Source organism: Aeromonas sp. ZOR0002 (assembly GCF_963866995.1).
Lineage (GTDB): Bacteria > Pseudomonadota > Gammaproteobacteria > Enterobacterales > Aeromonadaceae > Aeromonas > Aeromonas caviae.
Genome location: NZ_CAWMFQ010000378.1, coordinates 1 through 24,830, shown reverse-complemented (window position 1 = coordinate 24,830; position 24,830 = coordinate 1). Strand labels below are relative to the sequence as shown.

22 protein-coding genes are annotated in these 24,830 nt (G+C 61.7%); 10 read left to right on the top strand and 12 right to left on the bottom strand.

Annotated features, from left to right (window positions below; all coding sequences use genetic code 11):
• Window positions 1-7: 7 nt before the first annotated feature.
• The gene (locus AACR77_RS20455; RefSeq protein ID WP_010674566.1) at window positions 8-1,243 is read right to left on the bottom strand and encodes a lipoprotein-releasing ABC transporter permease subunit; all 1,236 of its coding nucleotides are present in this window, start codon (window positions 1,241-1,243) and stop codon (window positions 8-10) included.
• 76 nt (window positions 1,244-1,319) lie between these two features.
• On the opposite strand from AACR77_RS20455, the gene AACR77_RS20450 reads away from it, so the two are divergent.
• Window positions 1,320-1,895: a PilZ domain-containing protein gene (locus AACR77_RS20450; RefSeq protein ID WP_042881113.1), complete on the top strand. Its 576-nt coding sequence runs from the start codon at window positions 1,320-1,322 to the stop codon at window positions 1,893-1,895.
• Between the two features lie 42 nt (window positions 1,896-1,937).
• Window positions 1,938-5,402 carry a transcription-repair coupling factor gene (gene mfd, locus AACR77_RS20445; RefSeq protein WP_042881111.1) on the top strand — a complete coding sequence of 1,155 codons (3,465 nt, stop codon included), beginning with the start codon at window positions 1,938-1,940 and terminating at the stop codon, window positions 5,400-5,402.
• Between the two features lie 492 nt (window positions 5,403-5,894).
• On the opposite strand, the gene fbp is transcribed toward mfd, so the two are convergent.
• Together fbp and AACR77_RS20435 are read right to left on the bottom strand one after the other, a co-directional pair.
• On the bottom strand, window positions 5,895-6,929 hold the full coding sequence (fbp, locus tag AACR77_RS20440; RefSeq protein ID WP_029314452.1) for a class 1 fructose-bisphosphatase: 1,035 nt from the start codon (window positions 6,927-6,929) through the stop codon (window positions 5,895-5,897).
• Window positions 6,917-7,159 (bottom strand): hypothetical protein, encoded by a 243-nt coding sequence (locus AACR77_RS20435; protein WP_139739434.1) that lies wholly within the window; start codon window positions 7,157-7,159, stop codon window positions 6,917-6,919. The genes fbp and AACR77_RS20435 overlap by 13 nt, the downstream gene beginning before the upstream one ends.
• 143 nt (window positions 7,160-7,302) lie before the next feature.
• On the opposite strand from AACR77_RS20435, the gene AACR77_RS20430 reads away from it, so the two are divergent.
• Window positions 7,303-8,919, top strand: coding sequence for a peptide ABC transporter substrate-binding protein (locus AACR77_RS20430; RefSeq protein WP_042881110.1), 1,617 nt, complete (start codon window positions 7,303-7,305; stop codon window positions 8,917-8,919).
• A gap of 50 nt (window positions 8,920-8,969) precedes the next feature.
• Here the strand turns inward: AACR77_RS20430 and AACR77_RS20425 are convergent, their stop codons facing one another.
• The 3 genes from AACR77_RS20425 to sixA all read right to left on the bottom strand — a co-directional run bounded on the left by AACR77_RS20425 (window position 8,970) and on the right by sixA (window position 10,883).
• Window positions 8,970-9,890, bottom strand: coding sequence for a DMT family transporter (locus AACR77_RS20425; RefSeq protein WP_041215261.1), 921 nt, complete (start codon window positions 9,888-9,890; stop codon window positions 8,970-8,972).
• 185 nt (window positions 9,891-10,075) lie between these two features.
• Complete coding sequence (locus AACR77_RS20420; RefSeq protein ID WP_005324080.1) at window positions 10,076-10,282, bottom strand: DUF1107 domain-containing protein; 207 nt, start codon at window positions 10,280-10,282, stop codon at window positions 10,076-10,078.
• A 133-nt stretch (window positions 10,283-10,415) separates the two neighbouring features.
• Window positions 10,416-10,883: a phosphohistidine phosphatase SixA gene (sixA, locus tag AACR77_RS20415; RefSeq protein ID WP_042863795.1), complete on the bottom strand. Its 468-nt coding sequence runs from the start codon at window positions 10,881-10,883 to the stop codon at window positions 10,416-10,418.
• A 162-nt stretch (window positions 10,884-11,045) separates the two neighbouring features.
• Between sixA and AACR77_RS20410 the strand changes: the two genes are divergently transcribed.
• Entirely contained in the window at window positions 11,046-13,820 is a 2,775-nt protein-coding gene (locus AACR77_RS20410; RefSeq protein WP_042881109.1) for an insulinase family protein, read from the top strand.
• A gap of 284 nt (window positions 13,821-14,104) precedes the next feature.
• On the opposite strand, the gene AACR77_RS20405 is transcribed toward AACR77_RS20410, so the two are convergent.
• Together AACR77_RS20405 and AACR77_RS20400 are read right to left on the bottom strand one after the other, a co-directional pair.
• Window positions 14,105-14,752 carry a thiopurine S-methyltransferase gene (locus AACR77_RS20405; protein WP_042016094.1) on the bottom strand — a complete coding sequence of 216 codons (648 nt, stop codon included), beginning with the start codon at window positions 14,750-14,752 and terminating at the stop codon, window positions 14,105-14,107.
• A gap of 110 nt (window positions 14,753-14,862) precedes the next feature.
• Window positions 14,863-16,233 carry a leucine-rich repeat-containing protein kinase family protein gene (locus AACR77_RS20400; RefSeq protein WP_042881106.1) on the bottom strand — a complete coding sequence of 457 codons (1,371 nt, stop codon included), beginning with the start codon at window positions 16,231-16,233 and terminating at the stop codon, window positions 14,863-14,865.
• 259 nt (window positions 16,234-16,492) lie between these two features.
• On the opposite strand from AACR77_RS20400, the gene AACR77_RS20395 reads away from it, so the two are divergent.
• From AACR77_RS20395 to AACR77_RS20370, 6 genes are all read left to right on the top strand, one after another.
• Window positions 16,493-17,023, top strand: coding sequence for a MarR family winged helix-turn-helix transcriptional regulator (locus AACR77_RS20395; RefSeq protein ID WP_042881105.1), 531 nt, complete (start codon window positions 16,493-16,495; stop codon window positions 17,021-17,023).
• Window positions 17,020-17,802: a HEAT repeat domain-containing protein gene (locus tag AACR77_RS20390; RefSeq protein WP_042881103.1), complete on the top strand. Its 783-nt coding sequence runs from the start codon at window positions 17,020-17,022 to the stop codon at window positions 17,800-17,802. The genes AACR77_RS20395 and AACR77_RS20390 overlap by 4 nt, the downstream gene beginning before the upstream one ends.
• Entirely contained in the window at window positions 17,799-18,170 is a 372-nt protein-coding gene (locus tag AACR77_RS20385) for a DUF6616 family protein (protein ID WP_042881101.1), read from the top strand. The genes AACR77_RS20390 and AACR77_RS20385 overlap by 4 nt, the downstream gene beginning before the upstream one ends.
• Before the next feature lie 420 nt (window positions 18,171-18,590).
• Window positions 18,591-19,355, top strand: a complete 765-nt coding sequence (locus AACR77_RS20380) for an SDR family oxidoreductase (RefSeq protein WP_042881099.1) — start codon at window positions 18,591-18,593, stop codon at window positions 19,353-19,355.
• 51 nt (window positions 19,356-19,406) lie between these two features.
• Window positions 19,407-20,234 carry a bifunctional transcriptional activator/DNA repair enzyme AdaA gene (locus AACR77_RS20375; protein ID WP_042881097.1) on the top strand — a complete coding sequence of 276 codons (828 nt, stop codon included), beginning with the start codon at window positions 19,407-19,409 and terminating at the stop codon, window positions 20,232-20,234.
• Window positions 20,227-20,496 carry a hypothetical protein gene (locus tag AACR77_RS20370; protein WP_139739435.1) on the top strand — a complete coding sequence of 90 codons (270 nt, stop codon included), beginning with the start codon at window positions 20,227-20,229 and terminating at the stop codon, window positions 20,494-20,496. The genes AACR77_RS20375 and AACR77_RS20370 overlap by 8 nt, the downstream gene beginning before the upstream one ends.
• Before the next feature lie 191 nt (window positions 20,497-20,687).
• Here the strand turns inward: AACR77_RS20370 and AACR77_RS20365 are convergent, their stop codons facing one another.
• The 4 genes from AACR77_RS20365 to AACR77_RS20350 form a co-directional block, all read right to left on the bottom strand.
• Complete coding sequence (locus AACR77_RS20365) at window positions 20,688-21,206, bottom strand: hypothetical protein (protein WP_139739436.1); 519 nt, start codon at window positions 21,204-21,206, stop codon at window positions 20,688-20,690.
• Window positions 21,207-21,339: 133 nt separating this feature from the next.
• Entirely contained in the window at window positions 21,340-21,822 is a 483-nt protein-coding gene (locus tag AACR77_RS20360; RefSeq protein WP_139739438.1) for a hypothetical protein, read from the bottom strand.
• A gap of 739 nt (window positions 21,823-22,561) precedes the next feature.
• On the bottom strand, window positions 22,562-24,151 hold the full coding sequence (guaA, locus tag AACR77_RS20355; protein ID WP_042863789.1) for a glutamine-hydrolyzing GMP synthase: 1,590 nt from the start codon (window positions 24,149-24,151) through the stop codon (window positions 22,562-22,564).
• Between the two features lie 84 nt (window positions 24,152-24,235).
• A partial coding sequence (locus tag AACR77_RS20350; RefSeq protein ID WP_042881095.1) for an IMP dehydrogenase occupies window positions 24,236-24,830 on the bottom strand: 595 nt, incomplete at its 5' end.

Sequence of the window (24,830 nt, the reverse complement as noted above, 5' to 3'; positions counted from 1 at the left end):
AGATGAATTATTCATAACGCAGCGCCTCCGCCGGTTTGACCCGGGCCGCGCGGGAGGCCGGGTAGAGGGTGGCACTGAAACTCAGCAGCACGGCCCCCAGCAGGATCGTCATGACCTGGGCCGGCTCGACGATAACTGGCAGACCGCTGCCCCCCGCCGCCATATAGAGGTTGAGCCCAAGGGCATTGAGCAGAGGATTGAGGCCGAAGCAGAGCGCCAGCCCCGCCAGCCCCCCGAACAGGGCGCCGATGACGCCGCTCGACGCCCCCAGCACCATGAAGATCTTGACGATGCCGGATTCGCTCATGCCCATGGTACGCAGGATGGCCACCTCCCCTTCCTTGTCGGTGACCACCATCACCAGGGCGGAGAGGATGTTGAAGGTGGCGACCGCGATGATCAGCACCAGCATCAGCCCCATCATCCGTTTTTCCATGGCCACCGCCTGGAACAGCTCGCCGCGCTCGCGGCGCCAGTCCTGCCACTCCAGTCCGTCCGGCAACGCGGTCTTCACCACCTCGTCGGCGGCGAAGGGATCGTCCAGCCAGAGGCGGATGCCGCCCACCTTGTCTGCGGGCAGACGCAGCATGCGCTGGGCATCCCCCAGGGCAATCAGGGCCACCTGGCTGTCCACGTCGGCGCCGACCCCGAAGATGCCGGAGACGGTGAAAAGACGCTGGGCCGGCACTCGGCCAAAGGGGGTAAAGCGGGTACCTTCGGTCAGGATGAGACGCACCTGGTCGCCGATAGAGACCTTGAGGCGGCTGGCCACCCCCTGCCCCAGCACGATGTGGTATTCACCGGCCTGCAGGCTGTCAAGGCGCCCACCCAGCATCTGGGCGTGCAGGATGTCATCCTTGGGCCAGCGGGCGGGATCGATCCCCTGCACGCTCACGCCGGTGAGCTGACCGGGGCTTTGCAACATGCCTTCGCTGTCGAGCATGGGGGCCGTGGCCACCACGTGGGGCAGGCGGGCCAGATCGGGCAGACCTTCGGGCTCGGCCTCGATGCGTCCGGCCTGATTGGTCACCACCACATGGGGGATCACCCCGAGGATGCGCCCCTTGAGCTGGCCTTCGAACCCGTTCATCACCGAGATCACCACCATCAGGGCGGCGACCCCGATGGCGATGCCAAAGGTGGAGAACAGGGAGATAAAGGAGACGAAGCGGTTACTGCGTCGCGAGCCTGCATAACGCAGGCCGATGGCCAGCGACAGTGGCTGAAAAAGTCCGGTCTTCAAGGATATCTACGTTGCCAACGAAATAAGATACCGGATAATAAAGGGAAACCGTCTATGACAACAAGGGATAGCCTCCATGCAGGAACAGTTCTTCAGCGTCACCCATGCCACGCCGGTCAATGTGATCCCCATGCCGGCCGACTTTCGTCTGCCGACGCTGGAGGCCCTGGAGGCCGAGTTGCCCGAGCCGTTTCGCATCGCCTCCGCCATCACCTCCATCGATCTGGTGAGCAGCCGGCTGCTGCGCAGCCAGAACGAGTCCATGCACGATCTGGTGGAGATCATCAACCAGCAGTCCCGCAAGATCGACATGATCATGGGCTATGTGCTGGCGGCCCAGGATCACCCCGAGCACCGCTTCCACACCCTGCGCTTTGGCGCCGGGCAGCTCACCTACCTGCACCCCCACCAGGGGCACGGGGAGGCCCCCGCCCAGCACCAGATCGTGCGGCTCAAGATCTTCCTGCGGGAAGAGGCCTCCGCCGTCTACTGCTACGGCGAGGTCGTGCAGCGGGACGCCGGAGAGCATGGCACCCACGTGGTGCTCGACTACGTGCGCATCCGCGAGGATGACCGGGAGCTGCTGGTGCGCGCCAGCCTGCATGTGCAGTCGAAACAGCTCAAGCTGCGTGCCCAGGAACGTCAGCGCTAACCCAGGTCCATGTCAAAAGAACGCCAACAGTAAAAGACTCCGATGATGCCAATGACCCTCCCCGCCTTGCCCGCCAAGGCGGGCCAGAAGACAACGTTCGGCCAGCTGGTCGGCAGCAGCCTGGCTCTGGTTGCCGCCCGCCTCACCCGGGAAGCCCGAAGACCCGTCCTGCTGGTCACCGCCGATACCCCGAGCGCCCTGCGCCTTGAACAGGAACTGGGGTTCCTGCTGGCGGATCAGGATTGCCCCGTGCTGCTGTTCCCGGATTGGGAGACCCTGCCCTACGACAGCTTCTCTCCCCACCAGGACATCATCTCCCAGCGCCTCGAGACCCTCTACCAGTTGCCGCAGATGCGCCACGGCGTGCTCATCGTGCCCATCTCCACCCTGATGCTGCGCACGGCGCCCCAGGCTTATCTCGACAAATACAGCCTGATGGTCACAAGCGGCCAGCGCCTCAACCTGCAGCAGCTGCGCGGGCGTCTGGCGGAGGCTGGCTACGTGGCGGTGGAACAGGTGCTGGAGCACGGCGAATTCGCCGCCCGCGGCTCCCTGCTGGATCTCTTCCCCATGGGGAGCAGCCGCCCCTATCGCATTGATTTTTTCGACGACGAGGTGGACTCCATCCGCCCGTTCGACCCCGAGACCCAGCGCTCCAGCGAGCCGGTGAAGTCGGTGAGCCTCCTGCCCGCACGGGAATTTCCCACCGACGAGGGGGCCATCGAGCTGTTTCGTGGCCAGTATCGCGAACAGTTCGAGATCTCCCGCGCCGAGGGCTCCGTCTATCAGGAGGTGAGCAAGGGGCGCTGGCCCGCCGGCATCGAATACTACCTGCCGCTCTTCTTCAACCAGACCGCCAGCCTGTTTGACTACCTGCCAGGCAACACCCTGCTGCTCACCGTGGGGGAGATCTACCCCGCGGCCCAGCGCTTCTGGAACGACATTGGCCAGCGCTATGAAGACAGACGCTGGGACAACACCCGTCCCCTGCTGCCGCCCCAGCAGATCTATCTGCCGGTGGAGCAGCTCTTCGCCGCCCTCGGGGACTATGGCGCCGTGCGTCTGCAGGAGGCGACCGTTGACGGCGGAGCGGGTCAGCACGATCTGCCCCTCGCCCCCCTGCCGGATCTGCAGCTCGACCACAGCAAGGAGCAACCCCTGCTGGCCCTTGACGGCTTCCTGCAAGGCTTTACCGGGCGCACCCTGTTTGCGGTGGAGTCCGAGGGGCGGCGCGAGGGCCTCGGGGATCTGCTCGCACGGATCAACCTGCAACCCCGGGAGTTTGCCTCCCTCGACGCCTTCCTGGTGAGCGATGCGCGCCACGGGCTGCTGGTCTGTCCCCTGGAGCGGGGCTTCCTGCTGCAAGAGCCCGGCCAGACGCCCCTTGCCCTCATCACCGAAGCCGAGCTGCTCGGCGGCAAGATCCGCAGCAAGCGCCAGCGGGACAAGAGCAAGAACCTGAGCTCGGATGCGGTGATCCGAAACCTGGGCGAGCTGACCCAGGGCCAGCCGGTGGTGCACCTGGATCACGGGGTCGGTCGCTACCTGGGGCTCGAGACCATAGACGCAGGCGGCCTGCCCACCGAGTTTCTGACCCTGGAATACGCCGGCGGCGACAAGCTGTTCGTGCCGGTCACCAGTTTGCACCTGATCAGCCGCTACACCGGCTCCGACAACCCGCCCAGCCACAAGCTCGGCGGCGAGGCCTGGGTCAAGGCGCGGCGCAAGGCGGCGGAAAAGGTGCGGGACGTGGCGGCCGAGCTGCTGGATGTCTATGCCATGCGGGCAGCCCGTCACGGCTTTGCCTTCAAACACGACCGGGAGGCCTACCGCCAGTTTGCCGCGAGCTTCCCGTTCGAGGAGACCGAGGATCAGCTCAATGCCATCAACGCTGTGCTCGGCGACATGTGCCAGGCCAAGAGCATGGATCGGCTGGTGTGCGGCGACGTGGGCTTTGGCAAGACCGAAGTGGCGATGCGGGCGGCGTTTGTGGCGGTGCACGGCGGCAAGCAGGTGGCCGTGCTGGTGCCCACCACCCTGCTCGCCCAGCAGCACTACGACAACTTCCGCGACCGCTTCGCCAACTGGCCGGTGCGGGTGGAGGTGCTGAGCCGCTTCCGCTCCGCCAAGGAGCAGAGCGCCGTGATGAAGGAGATGGCCGAGGGCAAGGTCGACATCATCATCGGCACCCACAAGCTGCTGGGCGCCGAGCTCACCTTCAAGGATCTGGGCCTGCTCATCGTCGACGAGGAGCACCGCTTCGGGGTGCGCCAGAAGGAGAAGATCAAGGCGCTGCGCGCCGACGTGGATATCCTCACCCTCACCGCGACCCCCATTCCCCGCACCCTCAACATGGCCATGTCCGGCATGCGGGATCTCTCCATCATCGCCACCCCGCCCGCCAAGCGGCTCGCCATCAAGACCTTCGTGCGCCAGCACGAACCTGCGGTGGTGCGCGAGGCGGTACTGCGGGAATTGAAGCGTGGCGGCCAGGTCTACTACCTGCACAACGACGTGGAGAGCATCGAGAAGTGCGCCGCCGATCTTGCCGAGCTGGTGCCGGAGGCGCGCATCGGCATCGCCCACGGCCAGATGCGCGAGCGGGAGCTCGAGCGGGTGATGTCGGACTTCTACCACCAGCGCTTCAACCTGCTGGTCTGCACCACCATCATCGAGACCGGCATCGACGTGCCGAGCGCCAACACCATCATCATGGACCGGGCGGATCATCTTGGTCTCGCCCAGCTGCACCAGCTGCGGGGCCGGGTCGGGCGCTCCCACCACCAGGCCTATGCCTACCTGCTCACCCCCCATCCCAAGCTGATGACCAAGGATGCGGCCAAGCGGCTGGAGGCCATCGCGTCCCTCGAAGATCTCGGCGCTGGCTTTGCGCTCGCCACCCACGATCTGGAGATCCGGGGCGCGGGCGAGCTGCTGGGCGACGATCAGAGCGGCCAGATTGAATCGGTGGGCTTCACCCTCTACATGGAGATGCTGGAGCAGGCGGTGGAGGCGCTCAAACATGGCAAGGAGCCGTCGCTGGAGCAGCTCATGAGCCAGCACACCGAGGTAGAGCTGCGCCTGCCCGCCTTGCTCCCGGACGACTACATCCCGGACGTCAACATGCGCCTCTCCATGTACAAGCGCATCGCCAGTGCGGCGGACGAGCAGGAGCTGCGGGAGCTCAAAGTGGAGCTCATCGATCGCTTCGGCCTCTTGCCGGAGCCGACCAAGACGCTGATGGAGCTGGCCGCCTTCCGCCAGCGCGCCACGGCGCTGGGCATTCGCCGGGTGGAGATGAGCGAGCGCGGCGGCTATCTGGACTTCACCCAGGAAACCCGCGTCAACCCGGCCTATCTGGTCAAGCTGCTCTCGGAGCAGCCGCGCATCTACAAGATGGACGGGCCGACCCGGCTGCGCTTCCAGGTACCGACCCAGGACAGGGCCATGCGCCTCAAACTGGTGGACGGCCTGCTGGCGGATCTCGCCCGCCATGCCACCCCCTGAGGGGAAGCATGACGTCAGCAGGGCGCGACCTGCCGCCTACAACAACGGGAGCCCCAGGGCTCCCGTTTCGTTGCTGGCAAGGGGCGGCATCTCGCCCCCGGCCCGCCTTCTTGCCTCCCGATGCCTCGGTTCGCCCTCCTGGCAGCACCATTTTGCCGCCAAATCCATCTGTTAATGCGATGCATTGATTCACAACCCATCTGAAAAACAGATGGATATGGGGATGATTGTGGGCAAAAACGGGTTCCACGCGCCTCGATAGCCCCGCAGATGGCCCGTGCCGTATTCATCCCACCCACGTATCCAGACCAGGTATCCCGGCCAGACATCCCGGCAAGGGGGCCACCAGCCATTGCACCGCGACCGCCGAGGCGTCGAGTCAGTCCGTCAGTCCGTCAGTCCGTCAGCATATCAACCTGGCTACACCCGCCTGCACGCCAATAAAAACGGGAGCCTTGACGGCTCCCGTGACGAAGGGACGCTGGCCCGGGCTCAGCCCTGGTTGGCCGGATCCTCGTGGGCGGAGAACTCCCGCATGAAGGCCTCGGCCCGCTCCACCATCCTGGTGGACCCGACGAAGTAGGGAGTGCGCTGGTGCAGAGCGGTAGGCTGGATGTCCATGATGCGGCCAAAGCCGTCGGACGCCTTGCCACCGGCCTGCTCCACCAGGAAGGCCATGGGGTTGCACTCATAGAGCAGGCGCAGCTTGCCGTTCGGGGAGTTGGTGCCGGACGGGTAGATGTAGATGCCCCCCTTGAGCAGGTTGCGGTGGAAATCCGACACCAGGGAGCCGATGTAGCGAGAGGTATAGGGCCTGTGAGTCGCCTCGTCACGCTCCTGGCAGTATTTGAGGTACTTCTTCACCCCGTCCGGGAACTTGATGTAGTTGCCCTCGTTGATGGAGTAGATCTTGCCCTCCTCCGGAATGCGGATGTTCTCGTGGGAGAGGCAGAAGCAGCCGATGGAGGGGTCATAGGTGAAGCCGTTGACCCCAAAGCCGGTGGTGTAGACCAGCATGGTGGAGGAGCCGTAGACCACGTAGCCCGCCGCGACCTGACGGTGACCCGGCTGCAGGAAGTCCTCCAGAGTGACCCCGGCGCCCGGTTTGCTGACCCGGCGGTAGATGGAGAAGATGGTCCCGACCGAGACGTTGACGTCGATGTTGGAGGAGCCGTCGAGGGGGTCTATCAGCACCACGTACTTGGAGTGACGAGAGAGCTCGGAATCGAAGGAGACGAAGTCCTCCTCCTCCTCAGAGGCCATGCCGCACACCTCGCCACGGGCCTCCAGCGCCGCCTTGAAGCGCTCGTTGGCATAGACGTCCAGCTTCTGCTGCACCTCGCCCTGCACGTTTTCGGCGCCGATGGAACCGATGATGTCCGCCAGACCCGCCTTGTTGATCTCCCGGTTCACCACCTTGGCGGCCAGGCGGATGGAGCTGAGCAAGGAGGTCAGCTCGCCGGTCGCGGTCGGGTAGTCCGCCTGCTTTTTGACGATGAACTCGCCCATGGTGATCATGTTTCGCATTCTTGTTCCTTTAAGATCGTTTCCGTTGGCCGTTGAAAACGTTTGCAAGTGTCGGCAAAAAAAGTGCCGATCCCCGGCAGCGTTGTTTTGTAACCCAATGTAACGCCTGTTTTTTGTTTTTGCAGCGAATTAAGCCGTTCTTTAAATCGCCAGAAAGCCGCGCCACCACGGGCTTTCGCCGTGAAACAAGGGTGCCATCCGGCATCTTTTGGGGGGTTAATTCGTGACAAGAATGCATCCGGGCCGACGCGGCTGCCCGCCTTGCTCCCCCTGGCGCCCGGCAATGTTGCGCCAGAGGCTCCCCTCTTGAGATCTGCCCCCCAATCCCGCACACTGGCTGCGCTTTGGAAGCAAAAAAACATAAGGATATTCAATGAAAAAGTCGCTTATCGCCGGGGCGGTTGCCGCTCTGCTCACCCTCCCCGTCCTCGCTGCCCAGGTGCCTGAAGGCACCCAGCTTCTGCCAGCCGCCCAGCAAGTGTTCGTGCGCAACATCGGCACCGAGCCTGCCTCCATCGATCCCCAGATGGTGGAAGAGAGCGCGGGCAGCGACGTCGTCAACGATCTGTTCGAGGGGCTCTATACCCTGGATGGCAACGGCAAGCTGCAGGCGGCGGGCGCCCTTGGCTACGAGCTCGATTCCACGGGCACCGTCTACACCTTCAAGCTCAGACCCGATGCCAAATGGTCCAACGGCGAGCCGGTGACGGCGGCGGACTACGTCTATGGCTGGCAGCGGGCGGCGGACCCCAAGAACGCCTCCAACTACGCCTGGTTCATCGAGCTGACCGGCGTCGCCAATGCCAGCGACGTGGTGCAGGGCAAGCAGAGCCCGGATGCCTTGGGGATCAAGGCGCTCGATGACTACACCCTGCAGATCACCCTGAAAAACCCGGTCCCCTTCTTCCTCAAGACCCTCTCCCACTACACCACCTTCCCGGCGCCCAAGGCCACCATCGAGAAGTTCGGTCATGAGTGGGTCAAACCGGCCAACATCGTCTCCAACGGCGCCTTCGCCCTCAAGGAGTGGACCCCGAACGAGCGCCTCATCGCCGAGCGCAACCCCCACTACTGGGACAACGAGCACACCGTGCTGAACAAGGTGATCTATCTGGAGATCGTCTCCGATACCGCGGCCTACAACCGCTATCGTGCGAGCGAGCTGCACTACACCACCTATCCCCTGGAGCAGTATCAGCAGATCAAGCGCCAGAGCCCGGAGGAGCTGGTGAGCGCCCCCATGCTCGCCACCTACTACTACGTCTTCAACACCCAACGCAAGCCCTTTGACGACGTCAGGGTGCGCAAGGCACTGTCTCTTGCCATCGACCGGGACACCATCACGGAGAAGATCCTGGGACAGGGGCAGCTCTCCGCCTTCAGCCTGACCCCGCCGAGCGTGGACGGCTTCGAGCTCAAACGCCCCGCCAGCGAGCTGATGAGCAAGGAAGAGCGCATCAAGCAGGCCAAGGCGCTGCTTGGCGAGGCGGGTTACGGCCCTGACAAGCCGCTGACGGTGGACATCCTCTACAACACCAACGAGGGGCACAAGAAGATAGCGCTCGCCATCTCCTCCATGTGGAAGCACAACCTGGGGGTCAAGGCGGAGCTCAACAACATGGAGTGGAAGACCATGGTGTCGGCCCTGAACGAGGGTGACTTCGGGGTGAGCCGCTACTCCTGGAACGGAGACTACAACGATGCCTCCACCTTCCTCGACATCATGACCTCCAGCAGCAGCGCCAACAGCGGCAAGTGGTTCAACAAGGAGTACGACGCCCTCCTGGCCAAGGCCCATGACGCCAAGGACCCCGCCGAGCGCAACCGCCTCTATCAGCAGGCCGAGGTGCTGATCGACGAGGAGGCCCCCATCGCGCCTGTCTACTTCTACGTGAAATCACGGCTGCTCAAACCCAACGTCAAGGGCTACCCCTACCAGAACCCGCAAGACCTGGTCTATGCCAAGGATCTCTATCTGACGGCGCAGTGACGCTGGGCACCGAACCAAAAAGACCGCCTCGTGGGCGGTCTTTTTTTATCCTACTTCTCCTGACAGCCCGCCACCGCGAGCCGGGCGCGTCTTCGCACCGTCACGGGCCTCACCAGCAACTGCGCCAGCAGCACCCCCATCAGGGTCATGCCGCCACCGATGAGGTGATAGCTGGTGAGCCGCTCCCCGAGCCAGCTGATGGCAAGGGCGGCCGTCATGACCGGCAACAGGTTCATGAAGATGGCGGTACGGCTCGCCCCGAGCAGGGCAATGCCCTGCATCCAGAGCCAGGGCGAGAGGGCCGAGGTCGGGATCCCCGCATAGAGGATGAGCCAGAGGGCGCTGCCATCGGGCCAGTGCCCGTCCACCAGCAGATAGAAGGGGGTGAGGAACAGGAGGCTGCACAGCACCTGGCCGTAGAGCATGGACCAGTTGTCCAGCCCCAGATCCCAGCGCTTGAGCAGCACGCTGTAGAGCGCATAGGTGGCCGCCGAGAGCAGCATGTAAACGGAACCGATATGGATGCCCTGGGTCAGCAACCGGGCCGGATCCCCCTGCCCCAACAAAATCGCCAGCCCCAGAATGGAGATGGCGCCTCCCAGCAGCGCCCCCCAGGTGGGCCGCTCGCGCAGCAACCAGATGCTGAGCAGCACTGTCATCAAGGGGGTCAGCCCCATCATCAGGCCAATCTCGGTGGCCCCCAGGGTCTGGGCCGCGTAATAGCCAAAGGTCTGGTTCAAGACCATGCCGAGCAGGGCCAGCATCGCCAGCTTCGAGAAACCGGCCCGCAGCTTGCGGCGCTCGCGCCAGGCCCGGTGAGCCAGAAACGGGGTCAGCACCAGGGCCGCCACCATCCAGCGCGACCAGGCGAGCGCCGCAGGAGACAACACCCCGACCGCCAGCTTGCTGACGATGCCATTGCCGGCCCAGATGGCCATGCAGGAGAAGGGAAACAGGAAGGCAAGGGGCATTGCGATATCCAGAATAAAAAGGCGGGTATTGCGCGCGAGTATAGAGAGGCAATCAGGATAAGCAAGCCTGCCAACGCAGGAAGAAGCGCCATGACGCGAACGGTTGGCGCCGCGCCCAGGCGCCATCAACAATCATGCCCGCACAGGGGCGGGCATGAGGGGGACCAGGGTCAGCCTGAGGCGCCTCAGGCGGCATCCATGTGGAGCCTTGAAATCAGTTCATTGACCTCGAGCACCGTCTGGCGATGGGGAATGTCGGCTTGCAATGGCATCATCAGCAAGCCCGACTGGAAATCGAAGCGCCCCCTGCCGTGGATGTAAATCCGCCCCTTGAAGAAGGTTTTGACATGTTTTGCCACCATCAGTGGCAGGTACTTCTTGAACACTCTCATCGTTTGCAACCTCTTGAAGTTGTATCCGTATGACAGCAGCTTATGCGAAATAATTCCGTTAAATTTATATAAAAAACCGGAAAATTCGACTCTCTCTTCCCCAAAAAACCAAACTGTAACTTATTATTAACTTTTACCGTATTGTATGCGGTCCTTCCAGCCAGAGCAAGACTCCTTTGCCATCTTGCCATTCGATGCAGGCCAGCCCGGACGTCGCGAACATGGGGGCCCCTGCCGCCGGGCAGAGACTCTGGACCAGATACCCCACCAGCGGCAGGTGGCTGACCATCAGGATGTTGTCATGCTCCGCCGCCAGCTCCGTGAGGTAGCTTGCCACGAAAGCCGGGTCCCCATAGGGGGTGATGTCGCCGCTCTCCTCGACCTTGAGGGCCTTGGGCAACTCGGGGGCGATGGCCTGCCAGGTCTGTCTGGCACGCAGGTAGTTGCTGTGGATCACCAGGTTCAGGGAGCCTGCCAGTTGGGGAGCCAGCCAGCTCGCCATGTGGATGGACTCTTCGATGCCTTGCTCGGTCAGTGGACGCTGTTCATCAGTCTTTGCGTTCATGCCAGCCTGGCCATGACGCATGATGTAGATTTTCATTACAACCTCGCCCAGGGGGCCTGTTTAAATAGCGGGGGGATCTTACCCCGCCATGCCGGGGGAAACAATTGCGCCACCTCTCAGAAAAGGGTTTGCCTCGCAAGATAGCGGGGTCGATAATCATGTTTAAATTCAAATAAATTCACCGCGAGCCCCTCCCCAATGAGCCCATATGCCAGTCCCAATGACCATCGGCGGTATCACTATCTGGAGCTGGCAAACCGGCTCAGGGTCTTGCTGATCTGTGATCCCGAGACCGACAAATCCGCCGCCTCACTGGCGGTGAATACCGGCCACTTCGACGACCCTGCCGATCGCCAGGGCATGGCCCATTTCCTCGAGCATATGCTGTTTCTCGGTACCCGCACCTACCCCAAACCCGGTGAATACCAGCAATTCATGAGCCGTCACGGAGGCAGCAACAACGCCTGGACCGGCACCGAGTTCACCAACTTCTTCTTCGACATCGACAACGGCTTCTTCGAGGCGGGGCTCGACCGGTTCTCCCAGTTCTTCATCTGCCCCACCTTTGCACCGGAGTGGGTCGACAAGGAGCGCAACGCGGTGGACTCCGAGTACCGCCTCAAGCTGCAGGACGACGTGCGCCGCGGCTACCAGGTGCACAAGGAGACGGTCAATCCGGACCACCCCTTCTCCAAATTCTCGGTGGGCAACCTCGACACCCTGGCGGATCTCCCCGGCCGGGATCTGCGCTCGGACCTCATTGCGTTCTACGAAACCCACTACAGTGCGGATCGCATGGCGCTGGTCATGCTTTCACCGGCCCCCATCGAGATCCAGCTGGCCTGGTGTGATCGCTTCTTTGGTGCCATTCCGGATCGCCGCCTCGGCCCTCCGGTACTGAGCCATCCTCTCTACCGACTCGATGATCTCGGCATTCGCATCCAGCTGACCCCGGTCAAGGAGACCCGCAAGCTGGCGCTGACCTTCCCGCTGCCGTGCGTGGATGAGTATTACGACAAAAAACCCCTCACCTTCCTGAGCCACCTCATCGGCTATGAGGGGGAAGGCAGCCTGCTCTCTCTGCTCAAGGGACGAGGCTGGGTCAATCAGCTCGCCGCCGGCGGCGGCATCAGCGGCGCCAACTTCAAGGACTTTGGCGTGAGCTTTGGCCTCACCCCCCTTGGGCTTGAGCATGTGGACGAGATCATCGCCGCCCTGTTTGGCTATCTGAAGCTCATCGAGCGGGGCGGGGTGCAGGCCTGGCGCTATGAGGAGAAGCGCAGCGTGCTGGAATCCGCCTTCCGCTTCCAGGAGCGGGGCCGGGCCCTCGACACCGTCTCCGGCCTCGTGCTCAACCTGTTCAGCTACGGGCCGGACGACCTGCTCTATGGCGACTACATGATGCGCGAGTTCGATGAGCCGCTGATCCGGCGCTTCCTCGCCAAGCTGACGCCCCACAACCTGCGGGTGACCATCCAGGCCCCGGAAGCGAGCACGGATCGCCTCGCCCGCTGGTACCAGACACCCTACAGCGTCCAGATCATCAGCGAAGCCGAGAAGATCCGCTGGCAGCAGAGTGAACCGGATCCCGCCCTGCACCTGCCGGCGCCCAACCCCTTCATCAGCACCCGCCTCGACGCCCGTCTGCCGGCGCTGCCCGCCGACATGCCGTCCTGCCTCATCGACAGGCCCGGTTTCCGGCTCTGGCACCTGCACGAGCATCAGTTCAGCGTGCCCAAGGGCAGCCTTTACATCTCCGTCGACAGCGAACATGCGGTCAAGAGCCCGCGTCACATCGCCATGGCGCGTCTGGCCGTGGAACTGCTCACGGATCACCTCAACGCCCTCACCTACCCGGCGGAGCTCGCGGGCCTTGGCTACCAGATTTATGCCCATCAGGGGGGCTTTACCATCAACCTCAGCGGCTTTGCCGACAAGCAACCGCTGCTGCTCGACATGATCCTCGGCAACCGCACCCTGGGGTATCCGGATCCGGCCCGCTTTAGCGAGATCAAGGAGCAGCTTATCCGCAACTGGGAGAACCAGTCCAAGACCCGCCCCATCTCCCAGTTGTTCAACCAGCTCACCAGTTTGCTGCAACCCAACAACCCGCCCTTCGAGCAGCTGTTGCGCCACCTGCGCACCGTCGAACTCGGGGAGATGCCCGGCTTCGTCTCCGAGCTCTTTGCCAGGGTGCATCTGGAGGCCCTGGTACACGGAGACTGGACGGCCGCCGAGGCCCTCGAACTCGCTGCCCTGCTGGAGCGCCACCTCGGTGCCAACAGCCAGCCCAGCGCCGAGACCCGCCGCCCCCTCATCTCCATCCAGGACAGAGGCACCCTCATTCGCGAACAGGGGTGCGATCACGAGGACTCGGCGCTGCTGGTCTACTACCAGTCGCGCACCACCCGGGCGCGGGATCTCGCCTGCTTCACCCTGGCCAACCACATCATGTCATCCACCTTCTTCCACGAGCTGCGCACCCGCCAGCAGCTCGGTTACGTGGTGGGAGCCGGCAACCTGCCCCTCAACCGCCATCCCGGTCTCATCTTCTATATCCAGTCGCCGGTAGCGGGGCCGCAGATCCTGCTGGATGCGGTGGAGGAGTTCATCGATCTCTTCCCGCTGGCCATGTTGGAGTTCACCGAGCAGCAGTGGCAGGAGAGCAAGGCGGGGTTGCAGGCCCAGCTCAGCGAGCGAGATGCCAACCTGCGCAGCCGCGGCCAGCGGCTCTGGGTCAGCATCGGCAACAAGGATCTGGGTTTTGATCAGCGCGAACGGGTACGCGAGGAGGTGGGCAGGCTCAGCCGTGCCGATCTGGTGCGCTTCATCACCCAGCTGAGATCCCGTACCTCGGATCGCCTCATCCTCTGCAGCTATGGCCTGGGCCACGAGCACGACGAGCGGATCACCGGCCAGTTTGTCGACGATCCCAGGGCGTTTCGGCTCAACGCCGCCACCTTCGAAGGCTGACCTCCCCTGTTGGCAACGCGCAGGCAATAAAAAGCCGACCCTGTGGGGTCGGCTGGAAAAACCATAATCAATTGCGACCAGAGCCGCCAAAAGTGAACATGAGCGTGAAAATCAGACACTGGGTTGATGTTCGACCGGCGTTCAAACCAGAGCTCATCGGTCGGCACCAGCAGTGATTGAGAAACAGCCTCATCTTAGGCATTTCCCTGATTTTCCACGTTGATCTATGTCAAAGGAGGTAAAACAAGCGCCACTTCCATCCTTGGCAGCGGCCTCGCGCCCTCTCAACCCCGGCGGATCAGCCGGTAAGCTACCTCGTCGAAATAGGAGAGCTGCCCCGAGAGCACCCTGGGGTGATCCAGCTCAGCCCCCCGGCCCAGCACCTCGACACCAAAGTCGCGCTCAAACAGGGTGCGCACCTCCATCTCCCCCACCGAGAACGGCGGCTGTAGCTGCTGCTCGGGCTGATACTCGAGGGTCACCAGCAACACCTGCCCTCCCGCCTCCACCAGGCGGCTCATCAGGGCGGCATACTGGCGGCGCATGGCGCCCGGCAAGGCGATGAGGGCCGCCCTGTCATAGACCAGGCGATAACGCTGACCAAGCTCCGGAGCGGCGAAGAAGTCCCCCTGATAGATGCGCAGATCGGCGTGCCGGTGGCACTGATAGGGACCCACCTCGCTTCTCTCTGCACTCAGGTTGTTCTCGTCAAAAAACTGGGTAATGGCGAGCTCGGAGAGCTCGAAGCCATCCACCGGATGCCCCTGCTCACGCAGCCAGAGCATGTCCCGGGACTTGCCGCAAAGGGGCACCAGCACGGGGTCGCTCCCTTGCTGGGCCGACCACCAGGATTGCAGCCAGCGGTTGAAATCTGCCTGATGAAAGCCAATCCGGTTCTCTTTCCACTTCTGGTGCCAAAATGCCGCTTCCATCATCTTCCTCTCGTCATCTGCAATGGTGCATCACTATCACAACTTCACCGAAGTGGCGCAAGCCCCATGATCCCGCCCCTGTGCACGAGAAGGCCCACGATGGGCAGGCCTCAGGCCACGACCCCAGGCAGGCTTGTCGCCATCGCTGCCAGCCGGGTCAGGATCTGCGCGAAGGTGGGTCGCCGGGAAGGCACCTCAAAGCCGCACTCCCCGGCCAGTCGATGAAGGGGGTCGAGGTCGGCGTCCCCCCCATCACAGCGCGCCAGCAGCTCGGCCAGCAGGCAGCCAAAGGCCCGCACTTCCAGGCGCTCCAGCCGCCCGGCCAGCACGTCATCGGCGCGGTCGTAACAGGAGGCTGCGCCAAAGTCACCGAGCAGCACCCGGCCCGGCGCCTCCTGCGACGAGTGAGGCATCGCGGGCTGCAAGGAGTACAGCAGGTTGTGTGCGTAGAGATCGCCGTGGAGGATGCCCCGCTCGTGCAGGTGCCGGGCGGCCGCAGCCACCCCCTGCACCATGGCCATCACCTGGGCCGGGGTGAAGTGCAGATCCGCCCCATAGACATCCCGGGTGCAGGAGTCCAGGCTCGGGGGGCCCGCCAGGGTGGCGAAGGCGGGGTCTATCAGGGGCATCACCAGTGCCGGGATGCCGGAGGGATGATCGCTCACTCTCCCCATCACACCGACCAGGTTTGGATGACGACCGGCGGCCAGGGACGCAGCCATCTCGCTCAGGGGCAAGCCATCGCTGGTGACGGCCCCCTTGAAGAGCTTGACCGCCACCGCCCCGGGCCCTTTGGCACTCGCCCACTCGGCGCGATAAATGACGCCGGATGCTCCCTCCCCGAGCACATCCCCCAGTGAGAGCGCCTGCCAGGGGATCTCGGTAGTGAACTCCGATGTGCCGTTCAAACACGCCTGCTCATCACAGAAAGGGTTGCCCGCAAAGGCCAGCCAGGACAGACGCGGCATCGAGGGCAGCCAACTCGGCAGCGCTGGCAGGCGGTTGGCGGCGATGCGCAAAAGCTCCAAACGGTGGCAACCGGCAAGCGTCTCGGGAAGCTCATGTAGCCGGTTGCCAGAGAGCATCAGCTTTTGCAGATCAATGCAGCGCCCCAATTCTCCGGGCAGTGTCTCTATCTCGTTGTCGGTCAGGATCAACCAGCGCAATCTGGCGGGCAGGGAGGCGGCCGGGACGCTCGCGATGCGGTTGGCCTTGAAGCCCACCATGGTGAGCGCAGGGCAGCGCCCCAGCACCTCGGGCAGTTCGGTGAAGTTGTTCTCGGAGCAGAAGAGGATGCGCAGCTTCTTGCATTCGGCCAGCTCGTCAGGCAACTCGCTCAGCTGGTTGCCGGTGAGATCCAGCACCTCCAGGGTCTCCTTGAGGCTCAGGATCTCGGGAGGGAACACCGCGAGGTTTTCAACAAGTTTGAGGTGGCGGGCGCCGCAGAGTTCGCCTGCGCGAAGCTGTTCCAGGGTATGCATGGGATCGTCTCTATCAACATTCGGGCTTGCGGTGGCTCACTGCGGGCACTCCCCCCAGACCACACAGGAGGGGCATTATAGGGAATGACGGCCAAAGATGGCCGATTTTATTGCAACGCCTGCTCTTGCAAAGGCCCCCCATCGCCACACTCCCGCTCCTCGCTGCCATGAACCATTCCGGTCGCGCGCTTGGGAGGTTGATCATTTGGTTGGCGCCATATAGTATGGCACCATACAAAGACATTCGAGACTCACCATCATGATCACGCTGGAACAGAAACACCTCGCCCTGCTCGAGGATGCAGAGCGCCGCGGACACGCGGACACCCAAAACATGCGCGTCTGCTTTGAGGTGTTGACCCTCGCCGCTGCCATCGATCAGGCGTGCGCGGCGCGCCTGGCTCCCCACCGCCTCTCCGAAGGCAAGTTCGTGCTGCTGTTTTTGCTGCGCGACCTGCCACAAGGGCTGGCCCCCCACGAGCTTGCCGACAAGGCGGGGGTCACACGGGCCACCATCACCGGCCTGCTCGACGGGCTGCAACGGGACGGCCTGTTGGCTCGCCACAGCGACAGCCAGGACAGGCGAAAGATCTCGGTGCGCCTGACTGAGCTGGGCCAGGCCCTGGCACAGCACCTGCTCGATGAGCACAGCCAGTGGATAGGCTCCCTGTTTGCCGGGTTCGATCAGGCAGAGCGAGAGACCCTGAGTACCCTGCTCAAGCGGGCCTGGCTCAACGTCATCTCATCCCGTGCAGGCTGCACAGAGGCCGCCACAGAGGAGCACCCATGACACGCAGCCGCATCACGGATATCGCCCCCTCACGCCTCGCCCAGCTCAACCGGGGAGAGGCTGAGGCTAGCAACCTGACCGAATGTCTGGCGGTGGATTTTGCCGCCCTGATGCAGTGCACCCTGCTTTCGCTCGGGCCCCAGGCGCTGGCATCGATGCACGCCGCATCCGGGGAGGGCATTACCCGGCGCATGGCTCTGGCCGCCAGGCTGCTCCTGACCGAGAGCGGCACGAGGGATCTTGCGGCGCTCAGCCGTCATCCCTCCGATACCGTGCGGGGCTGGGCCTGTTTCATGGTGGGCGCGAGCGAGGGGCTGTCGCTCAGCGACCGCCTGGCCCTCATTCGCCCCCTCGCCGATGACCCGCACTTTGGGGTGCGCGAGTGGGCCTGGCTCGCAATGCGAACGACCATTGCTGCGCAGCTCGAGGCGGCCATTGCCGCCCTGGTGCCCTGGACGGTGGAGCCGTCCGAGCGGCTGCGACGCTTTGCCAGCGAAGCGACCCGGCCCCGCGGCGTCTGGTGTACCCATCTTGCGTCCCTGCGACAAGCGCCGGAGCAGGCCCTGATGCTGCTCGAACCCCTCAAGGCCGATCCCGCCCCCTATGTGCAGGACTCCGTCGCCAACTGGCTGAACGATGCGAGCAAAGACAGGCCACAGTGGGTCACTGACCTCTGCGCGCGCTGGTCTCGCGAAAGCCCCAGCCCCGCGACAACCCGGATTTGTCAACGCGCCTTGCGCACCTTGCGCAAGGGCAAACTCCCGAAGGAACCCCTATGACCCACTATCTGGCAGAGCTCTACACCCCCACTCCCGCCTGGCTGGCACTGAGCCAGACGGCCCGTCAGCAGTTCTTCGAGGCCATTGGCACAGGCATGGCCAACCTCGCCGCCCTCGGGGTGGAGCCCATAGCGCTGGGCGAGACCGATGCTGCCACCCTCCATGGTACGCCCCACCCCTTCTTCGCCATCTGGCGCGGGCCGGATGCCGCAGCCATCGAGGCCCTCGTCCAGGGAATAGCCGCATCGGGCTGGCACGACTACTTCGAGACGGTCAACGCCACCGGCGCCGGGGTCTCCCTGGGCGAGCACCTTGCACAGTTGGCCGCCCTGCCCTGCGCCGCCACATCCAGCCCCACCCTGGCCTGATAACCCCTAAAAGAGCGTTATCCCACCAGGCTTTGCGTCAGTGCCGCCGACACCGGTGGCACTGTTTTCCATGCACTGCCCTTGCAAACCCAGGTCACCACCACCTGGGAAAGCGGCGCCACAGCCCCGCTCCCTTCCCACTTCCTTCCCACTCCCTTCATAAAACGCTGATATCTCCTGATGCCGTGATGGCCCATCGCCGATGGCACAAGTGAGCAAGATCCGGGTCGTCGTGACAAAGGTTCGCCGCCATAGTGCTTTCAAACCAACAGTGCTTTCGACCCCCCCAAAGCTTTGAACCAAAGGAGGGTTGAACCAAAGGAGGTTTGAACCAGGAGGGGGGTGAACCCATCCACTTGTCTGCCAACCCTGCATGAGCGTCACCACCCGGCGCCATGCACATCTCGCGAGGGAACTGCCATGTCATTACTGTCCAACAAGGTCGCCATCATCACGGGAGCCAGCTCCGGTATCGGTCGCGCCAGCGCCATCCTGTTTGCAAGGGAGGGAGCCAGCGTCGTCGTCGGCGCCCGCCGCCAGCCTGAGCTGGATCTGCTGGTGGAGGAGATCCGCCATGAGGGGGGGCAGGCGGTGAGCCTGGCGGGAGATGTGAAAAGCGAAACCTATGCCCGCGCCCTGGTGGATCTCGCGCTGACCCGTTTCGGCGGACTCGATATCGCCTTCAACAACGCCGGCACCACGGGGACACCGGGCAGCGTGCCGGGGCTTGAACTGGCGCAGTGGCAAGAGACCCTGGATACCAACCTCACCAGCGCCTTTGTGGGGGCCAAGTACCAGATCCCCGCCATGCAGGCGCGCGGGGGTGGCTCCCTTATCTTTACCTCCACCTTCGTCGGCCATACCCTGGGGTTGCCCGGCATGGCGGCCTATGCTGCGAGCAAGGCGGGCCTCATCGGTCTGACCCAGGTGCTGGCCGCCGAATATGGGGCACAAGGGGTGCGGGTCAACGCCCTGCTGCCGGGGGGCACCGACACCCCCATGGGGCGGGCCTTTACCGATACACCGGAGAGTCTCGCCTTTGTGCAACAACTCCACGCCCTCAAACGGCTGGCCCAACCGGAGGAGATCGCCCGCTCGGCCCTCTATCTCGCGTCCGATGCATCCAGCTTTACCACCGGCATTGCCCTGCTGGCCGATGGTGGGGTATCTATTTGTCGCACATGACCTTGTCGCACCCAAGATCCTGCGGCTGCAAACCTATCGTGAGAGCGCCCTATGTCTGATTACGCCCGCATCGCCGATGCCATCCGTTTTATCGCAAGCCAGGTGGCGCGCCAGCCCACCCTGGACGAGATAGCTGCGCACGTTCACCTAAGCCCCTTTCACTTCCAGCGGCTCTTCAGCCGCTGGGCCGGAGTGACACCCAAACGCTACTTGCAGGTGCTGACCCTGGAGCGGGCCAAGGCGCTGTTGCAGGAGTCGCGCCCGCTGCTGGAGGTAGCCGACACCCTGGGCCTTAGCAGCGGCTCGCGGCTCTACGATCACTTCGTGCAGCTCGAGGCGGTGACGCCGGGCGAATACAAGCAGCGCGGGGCCGGGCTGGTGATCGATCACGGGGTGCACGACACTCCCTTCGGCCAGGCATTTGTCGCCCTGACCCAACGGGGGGTGTGCAACTTCTCGTTTCTCGATGACCAAGCCCCACAAACGCCGCTGAGTGCCCTCGCCCAGCGTTGGCCTGAGGCAGAACTGCGAGAAGCGCCCTCACGCACCCAAAGCGTCATCCACACCATGTTTGACAGCAGCAAGGCGCCGGATCGCCCCATCTCCTTGCACGTGAGCGGCACCAACTTTCAGATCAGTGTCTGGCGGGCGCTGCTCGAGATCCCGCCTGCCAAGGTGGTGAGCTACGCCCAGGTGGCAAGCGCCGTCGGCAATCCCAAGGCCGCCCGCGCCGTGGGGCTGGCGGTAGGCGCCAACCCCGTCGCCTTGATGATCCCCTGCCACAGAGTTATTCAGCAAAACGGCAAACTCGGCGGCTATCACTGGGGCGAGACCCGCAAACAGGCGATACACGCCTGGGAAGCGGCAAGGTATGAGTAAACTCCTTGCCCTTTATGCGCTGCTTGCTATGGGTAAAATCGAGCCAACTTGGCCGAAAAGAAACAGACCATCAGATATCCCCGGACAGTCGCCCGGCGATATCTGGGGGAGTGATAGGGTATTGAAGGAGGAGAACGCCCCTTCTGTTGTTTTATCATGGGGCATGGTTGTGTTCAGCCTATTCCGCGAACACAAAGATGTTGAAAGAAAAGTCAATACAGTACGCCTGATCCAAAATCATGAACACCTTGTACTCCCATAATTCTTATTTATGTAGCCTAACATTTTAGTTACAGGGCTCGCAGCTTTATGTGCGTTCCGAGCAAAACGAACGACTTGTTATATTTATTATAATTCTAGTGGAGGCCACAGGTTGGAATGAAATGAAGCTGGCATTTATCTTCAACCGATTTAAGTATTTGCGTTCTCAATTAATAATGGCGCCTATACTTATTACATTATGAACTCATCTTTTCGCCCTTCAATTGCGTAATGGACTTGGCAGCACACTCTGTATTCTGAGAAAAAATCACAGAGGGCAGTTTGAAGTTCTTCTGCCCATTCCAACCGATTATGCTGACCATTCAAAAAACGCTCTAACTCCCCATGGTTATCTCGCAGGTGGAATATATCATTTCTGAACTTTCTTAGTGGGTCACTATGCATCTTCATCAATGAGCCGAGCCGATTAATTTTAGGAAGTAACTCGATAAAATCTTGAGGGCGTTCATTTTGGATCAAAATATGTGCCCTCAACTTTTTGAATCCTTCACAAGTTACTGCTAGAAATCCAAGCCATGTACAAAAATATATTGAGAGATTTACCCGATCATTCCGACTAAGCCTATTGTTCTTATTTCTTTTTTCTTCGAGCTTTCGATAATTTTTTTGCATGAGCTCACTTGCCAAAAAATAGTGAGCATAGAGCATCATAACAGGGTCACTATCACGATGGGGAAGAGTTGATTTCAACCTATATCTCCTTGTCATAACGCCCTGTTAAGATATGAGCAATGAAATACTGAAGCCGCTACAAATCACCTTAAACACCAAACGCGACACATAGTGAAAATGCCATGCGTTGCAGATCCACTTTAAAAAATTGTTAGGCTTCTTTTCGATGAAGATAAACATCTACATCCTTGATTCCAGAAGAGTCACCAGCAAGATTACGAAAGATATATTTTCCACTTAGAGAATGATCACCTACTTTACACAACATAGAACCAAAGGATAGATTTTTGTTACTTACTGTTCTGCATTTTAGTGAAACAAAGCCTTCCCATACTTCACCTGAAACCAACATATCTGTCACTTTTTTGATATTGTTATCTTGTGAGTACTTAATAAAAGTCACTCTACCTTTTAAATCATGAGCATTTTGACTTAAAACTAGCTTAATGGTGAACCCTATATTACCCATGTCATGGGCGCCCTCCCAATCACCAGATACGTCAATACCTTTATAAATTGCCTTTTGATATCTTGGTATAAGAACCTCCTTGATGAAAAGCGAAGCAATATAAAGAAAGAGCGCAGTCAAGACACCAGAGAAAACACTTATTAAAATTGTTTGGAAATATTCCACTTATACTCCTGAAACCAAACAGTAATTAGATGGAAGGCGGTACTAATCCGATGCCAGAGCCTTCCGTATAATATCGCTCCATCCTCATAACATCCAAAAAAATTTATTTAAAATCATTGCATTACCGATCTTCAACAGGTGTCTGGCCGCATTCGCTTCCATTTACTGAACTCCAACTGACACCCCCCTTATTCACCCCATTCCCGAATAACTGCCAAGCTACCATACGGCAGCCTCCAGTTTGCTGCCTTTAACCCACTCGGTGTCTCTGGTCTGCTGCATCGGCGACTCCAAAGAGGCCATACCCAGACGACTATCCTAGCGAGCGAGAGCGACAAGAAAAAGCGGAAGATGGGCGTTTCTCAAGCCAGATCAAGAAATTACCCCATCTTGGGGGCGCATCAGCAGGTCGCATCACCACCGCGCATCAAGATGGGGCATCCAAGCAGCGGAGATCCGGCTCTATTGTCCGCATGGCACCTGGCGGACAAGGATTACTCCCCCTCCCCTGCCCGGAGAAACCACAGCCTGCCGCCTTGTGTGGACGCGATGGATGATGCTCTTCCGATCGACTCCGGAACTCACCACGACAACGTTGGCAACAGAGTCTCACCCCCTTCGCCAGGAGCAAAATTTTCTCGCAAACGATTGGAAAAAGAAAAGGCGCCTCAAGGGCGCCTTTTTGACGGTTTTGCGTTACCGCTGGGAGAGAGGCGTTAACCGCTTATTCTCACGCCTTTTATTCCCACTCAATGGTTGCGGGCGGCTTGCCGGAGACGTCGTACACCACGCGGGAGATGCCGTTGATCTCGTTGATGATGCGGTTCGACACGTGGCCGAGGAAGTCGTACGGCAGGTGGGCCCAGTGGGCGGTCATGAAGTCGATGGTCTCGACGGCGCGCAGCGCAATAACCCAGTCGTACTTGCGGCCATCGCCCATGACGCCGACGGAGCGCACCGGCAGGAAGACGGCGAACGCCTGGCTGACCTGGTTGTAGAGGTCTGCCTTGCGCAGCTCTTCGATAAAGATGGCGTCAGCCTTGCGCAGCAGGTCGCAGTACTCTTTCTTCACTTCGCCAAGCACGCGCACGCCCAGACCCGGACCCGGGAAGGGGTGACGGTAGAGCATGTCGTAGGGCAGGCCGAGTTCGAGGCCGACACGGCGCACTTCGTCTTTGAACAGCTCGCGCAGCGGCTCCACCAGACCCATCTTCATCTCTTCCGGCAGACCGCCGACGTTGTGGTGGGACTTGATGACGTGGGCCTTGCCGGTCTTGCTGGCAGCGGATTCGATGACGTCCGGGTAGATGGTGCCCTGGGCCAGCCACTTGGCGTTCTTGAGCTTCTTGGACTCGTCGTCGAACACGTCGACGAAGACGCGGCCGATGGTCTTGCGCTTGGCTTCCGGCTCGTCAATGCCCGCGAGGGCGGAGAGGAAGCGCTCTTCGGCGTCGACCTTGATGATGTTCAGGCCGAAGTGATCGCCGAACATGTCCATCACCTGCTGGCCTTCGTTCAGGCGCAGCAGGCCGTTGTCGACGAAGACACAGGTCAGGCGATCGCCGATGGCGCGGTGCACCAGCATGGCGACCACGGAGGAGTCCACGCCGCCGGAGAGGCCCAGGATCACCTCGTCGTCACCCACCTGCTCGCGGATGCGGGCAACGGCGTCGTCGATGATGGTGGCCGGGGTCCAGAGGCACTCGCAGCCGCAGATGTCCTTGACGAAGTGCTCCAGCATGCGGGCACCCTGACGGGTGTGGGTCACTTCCGGGTGGAACTGCACGCCGTAGAAGCGCTTGGCTTCGTCGGCCATGGCGGCGTGGGGGCAGGTCGCGGTCTGGGCGATGGTGGTGAAGCCGGCAGGGATCTCGGTGACCTTGTCGCCGTGGCTCATCCAGACATCCAGCAGGGCATTGCCGTTGTCGGCAATGGCGTCTTCGATGTTGCGCAAGAGGGCGCTGGTCTTGCCGGACTGGCCCAGCACTTCGACCTGGGCGTAGCCGAATTCACGCAGGTTGGAGGACTGCACCTTGCCGCCGAGCTGCTCGGACATGGTCTGCATGCCGTAGCAGATACCGAACACCGGCACGCCGGCGTTGAAGACGTACTCGGGGGCGCGCGGGCTGCCCGCCTCGGTCACGGATTCCGGGCCGCCGGAGAGGATGATGCCGCTCGGGTTGAACTCGCGGATCTGCTCTTCGGTTACGTCCCAGGCCCACAGCTCGCAGTAGACGCCGATTTCACGGACGCGACGGGCGATGAGCTGGGTGTACTGGGAACCGAAATCCAGGATAAGGATACGGTGGGCGTGAATGTCTTTAGTCATTTTATTCCTGCATCAGGCTGATGTTGTCACAAAAAGCACGGGATAAAAAAAAGGTGGAAAAACGGGGCGCAGAGCCCCGTTTCATCAGCCCATCCGGTAGTTGGGGGCTTCTTTGGTAATGGTCACGTCGTGAACATGGGACTCTTTCATCCCGGCGCCCGAGATGCGCACGAACTCGGCCTTGGTGCGCATGTCGTCGATGGTCGCGCTGCCGGTCAGACCCATGGAGGAGCGCAGGCCGCCCATCTGCTGGTGGATGATCTCTTTGAGGCGGCCCTTGTACGGCACGCGCCCTTCGATCCCTTCCGGCACCAGCTTGTCGGCGGCGTTGTCGGTCTGGAAGTAACGGTCGCTGGAGCCCTTGGACATGGCACCCAGAGAGCCCATGCCGCGGTAGGACTTGAAGGAGCGGCCCTGATAGAGCTCGATCTCGCCCGGCGCCTCTTCGGTACCGGCAAACATGGAGCCCACCATGACGCAGCTTGCGCCCGCGGCGATGGCCTTGGCCACGTCGCCGGAGAAGCGGATGCCGCCATCGGCAATCACCGGCACGCCGGTGCCTTCCAGGGCGTCGACGGCGTCGGAGATGGCGGTGATCTGGGGCACGCCCACGCCGGTCACGATACGGGTAGTACAGATGGAGCCCGGGCCGATACCGACCTTGACGGCGTTGACACCC

Coding starts and splice junctions, on each gene's coding strand:
- AACR77_RS20425 (WP_041215261.1), bottom strand. CDS start 9,890: ATGCCCCTTGCCTTCCTGTTTCCCTTCTCCTGCATGGCCATCTGGGCC.
- fbp (WP_029314452.1), bottom strand. CDS start 6,929: ATGCGAAACATGATCACCATGGGCGAGTTCATCGTCAAAAAGCAGGCG.
- AACR77_RS20375 (WP_042881097.1), top strand. CDS start 19,407: ATGTCTGATTACGCCCGCATCGCCGATGCCATCCGTTTTATCGCAAGC.
- AACR77_RS20450 (WP_042881113.1), top strand. CDS start 1,320: ATGCAGGAACAGTTCTTCAGCGTCACCCATGCCACGCCGGTCAATGTG.
- AACR77_RS20390 (WP_042881103.1), top strand. CDS start 17,020: ATGACACGCAGCCGCATCACGGATATCGCCCCCTCACGCCTCGCCCAG.
- AACR77_RS20410 (WP_042881109.1), top strand. CDS start 11,046: ATGAGCCCATATGCCAGTCCCAATGACCATCGGCGGTATCACTATCTG.
- sixA (WP_042863795.1), bottom strand. CDS start 10,883: ATGAAAATCTACATCATGCGTCATGGCCAGGCTGGCATGAACGCAAAG.
- guaA (WP_042863789.1), bottom strand. CDS start 24,151: ATGACTAAAGACATTCACGCCCACCGTATCCTTATCCTGGATTTCGGT.
- AACR77_RS20420 (WP_005324080.1), bottom strand. CDS start 10,282: ATGAGAGTGTTCAAGAAGTACCTGCCACTGATGGTGGCAAAACATGTC.
- AACR77_RS20370 (WP_139739435.1), top strand. CDS start 20,227: ATGAGTAAACTCCTTGCCCTTTATGCGCTGCTTGCTATGGGTAAAATC.
- AACR77_RS20395 (WP_042881105.1), top strand. CDS start 16,493: ATGATCACGCTGGAACAGAAACACCTCGCCCTGCTCGAGGATGCAGAG.
- AACR77_RS20380 (WP_042881099.1), top strand. CDS start 18,591: ATGTCATTACTGTCCAACAAGGTCGCCATCATCACGGGAGCCAGCTCC.
- AACR77_RS20385 (WP_042881101.1), top strand. CDS start 17,799: ATGACCCACTATCTGGCAGAGCTCTACACCCCCACTCCCGCCTGGCTG.
- AACR77_RS20400 (WP_042881106.1), bottom strand. CDS start 16,233: ATGCATACCCTGGAACAGCTTCGCGCAGGCGAACTCTGCGGCGCCCGC.
- AACR77_RS20430 (WP_042881110.1), top strand. CDS start 7,303: ATGAAAAAGTCGCTTATCGCCGGGGCGGTTGCCGCTCTGCTCACCCTC.
- AACR77_RS20405 (WP_042016094.1), bottom strand. CDS start 14,752: ATGGAAGCGGCATTTTGGCACCAGAAGTGGAAAGAGAACCGGATTGGC.
- mfd (WP_042881111.1), top strand. CDS start 1,938: ATGATGCCAATGACCCTCCCCGCCTTGCCCGCCAAGGCGGGCCAGAAG.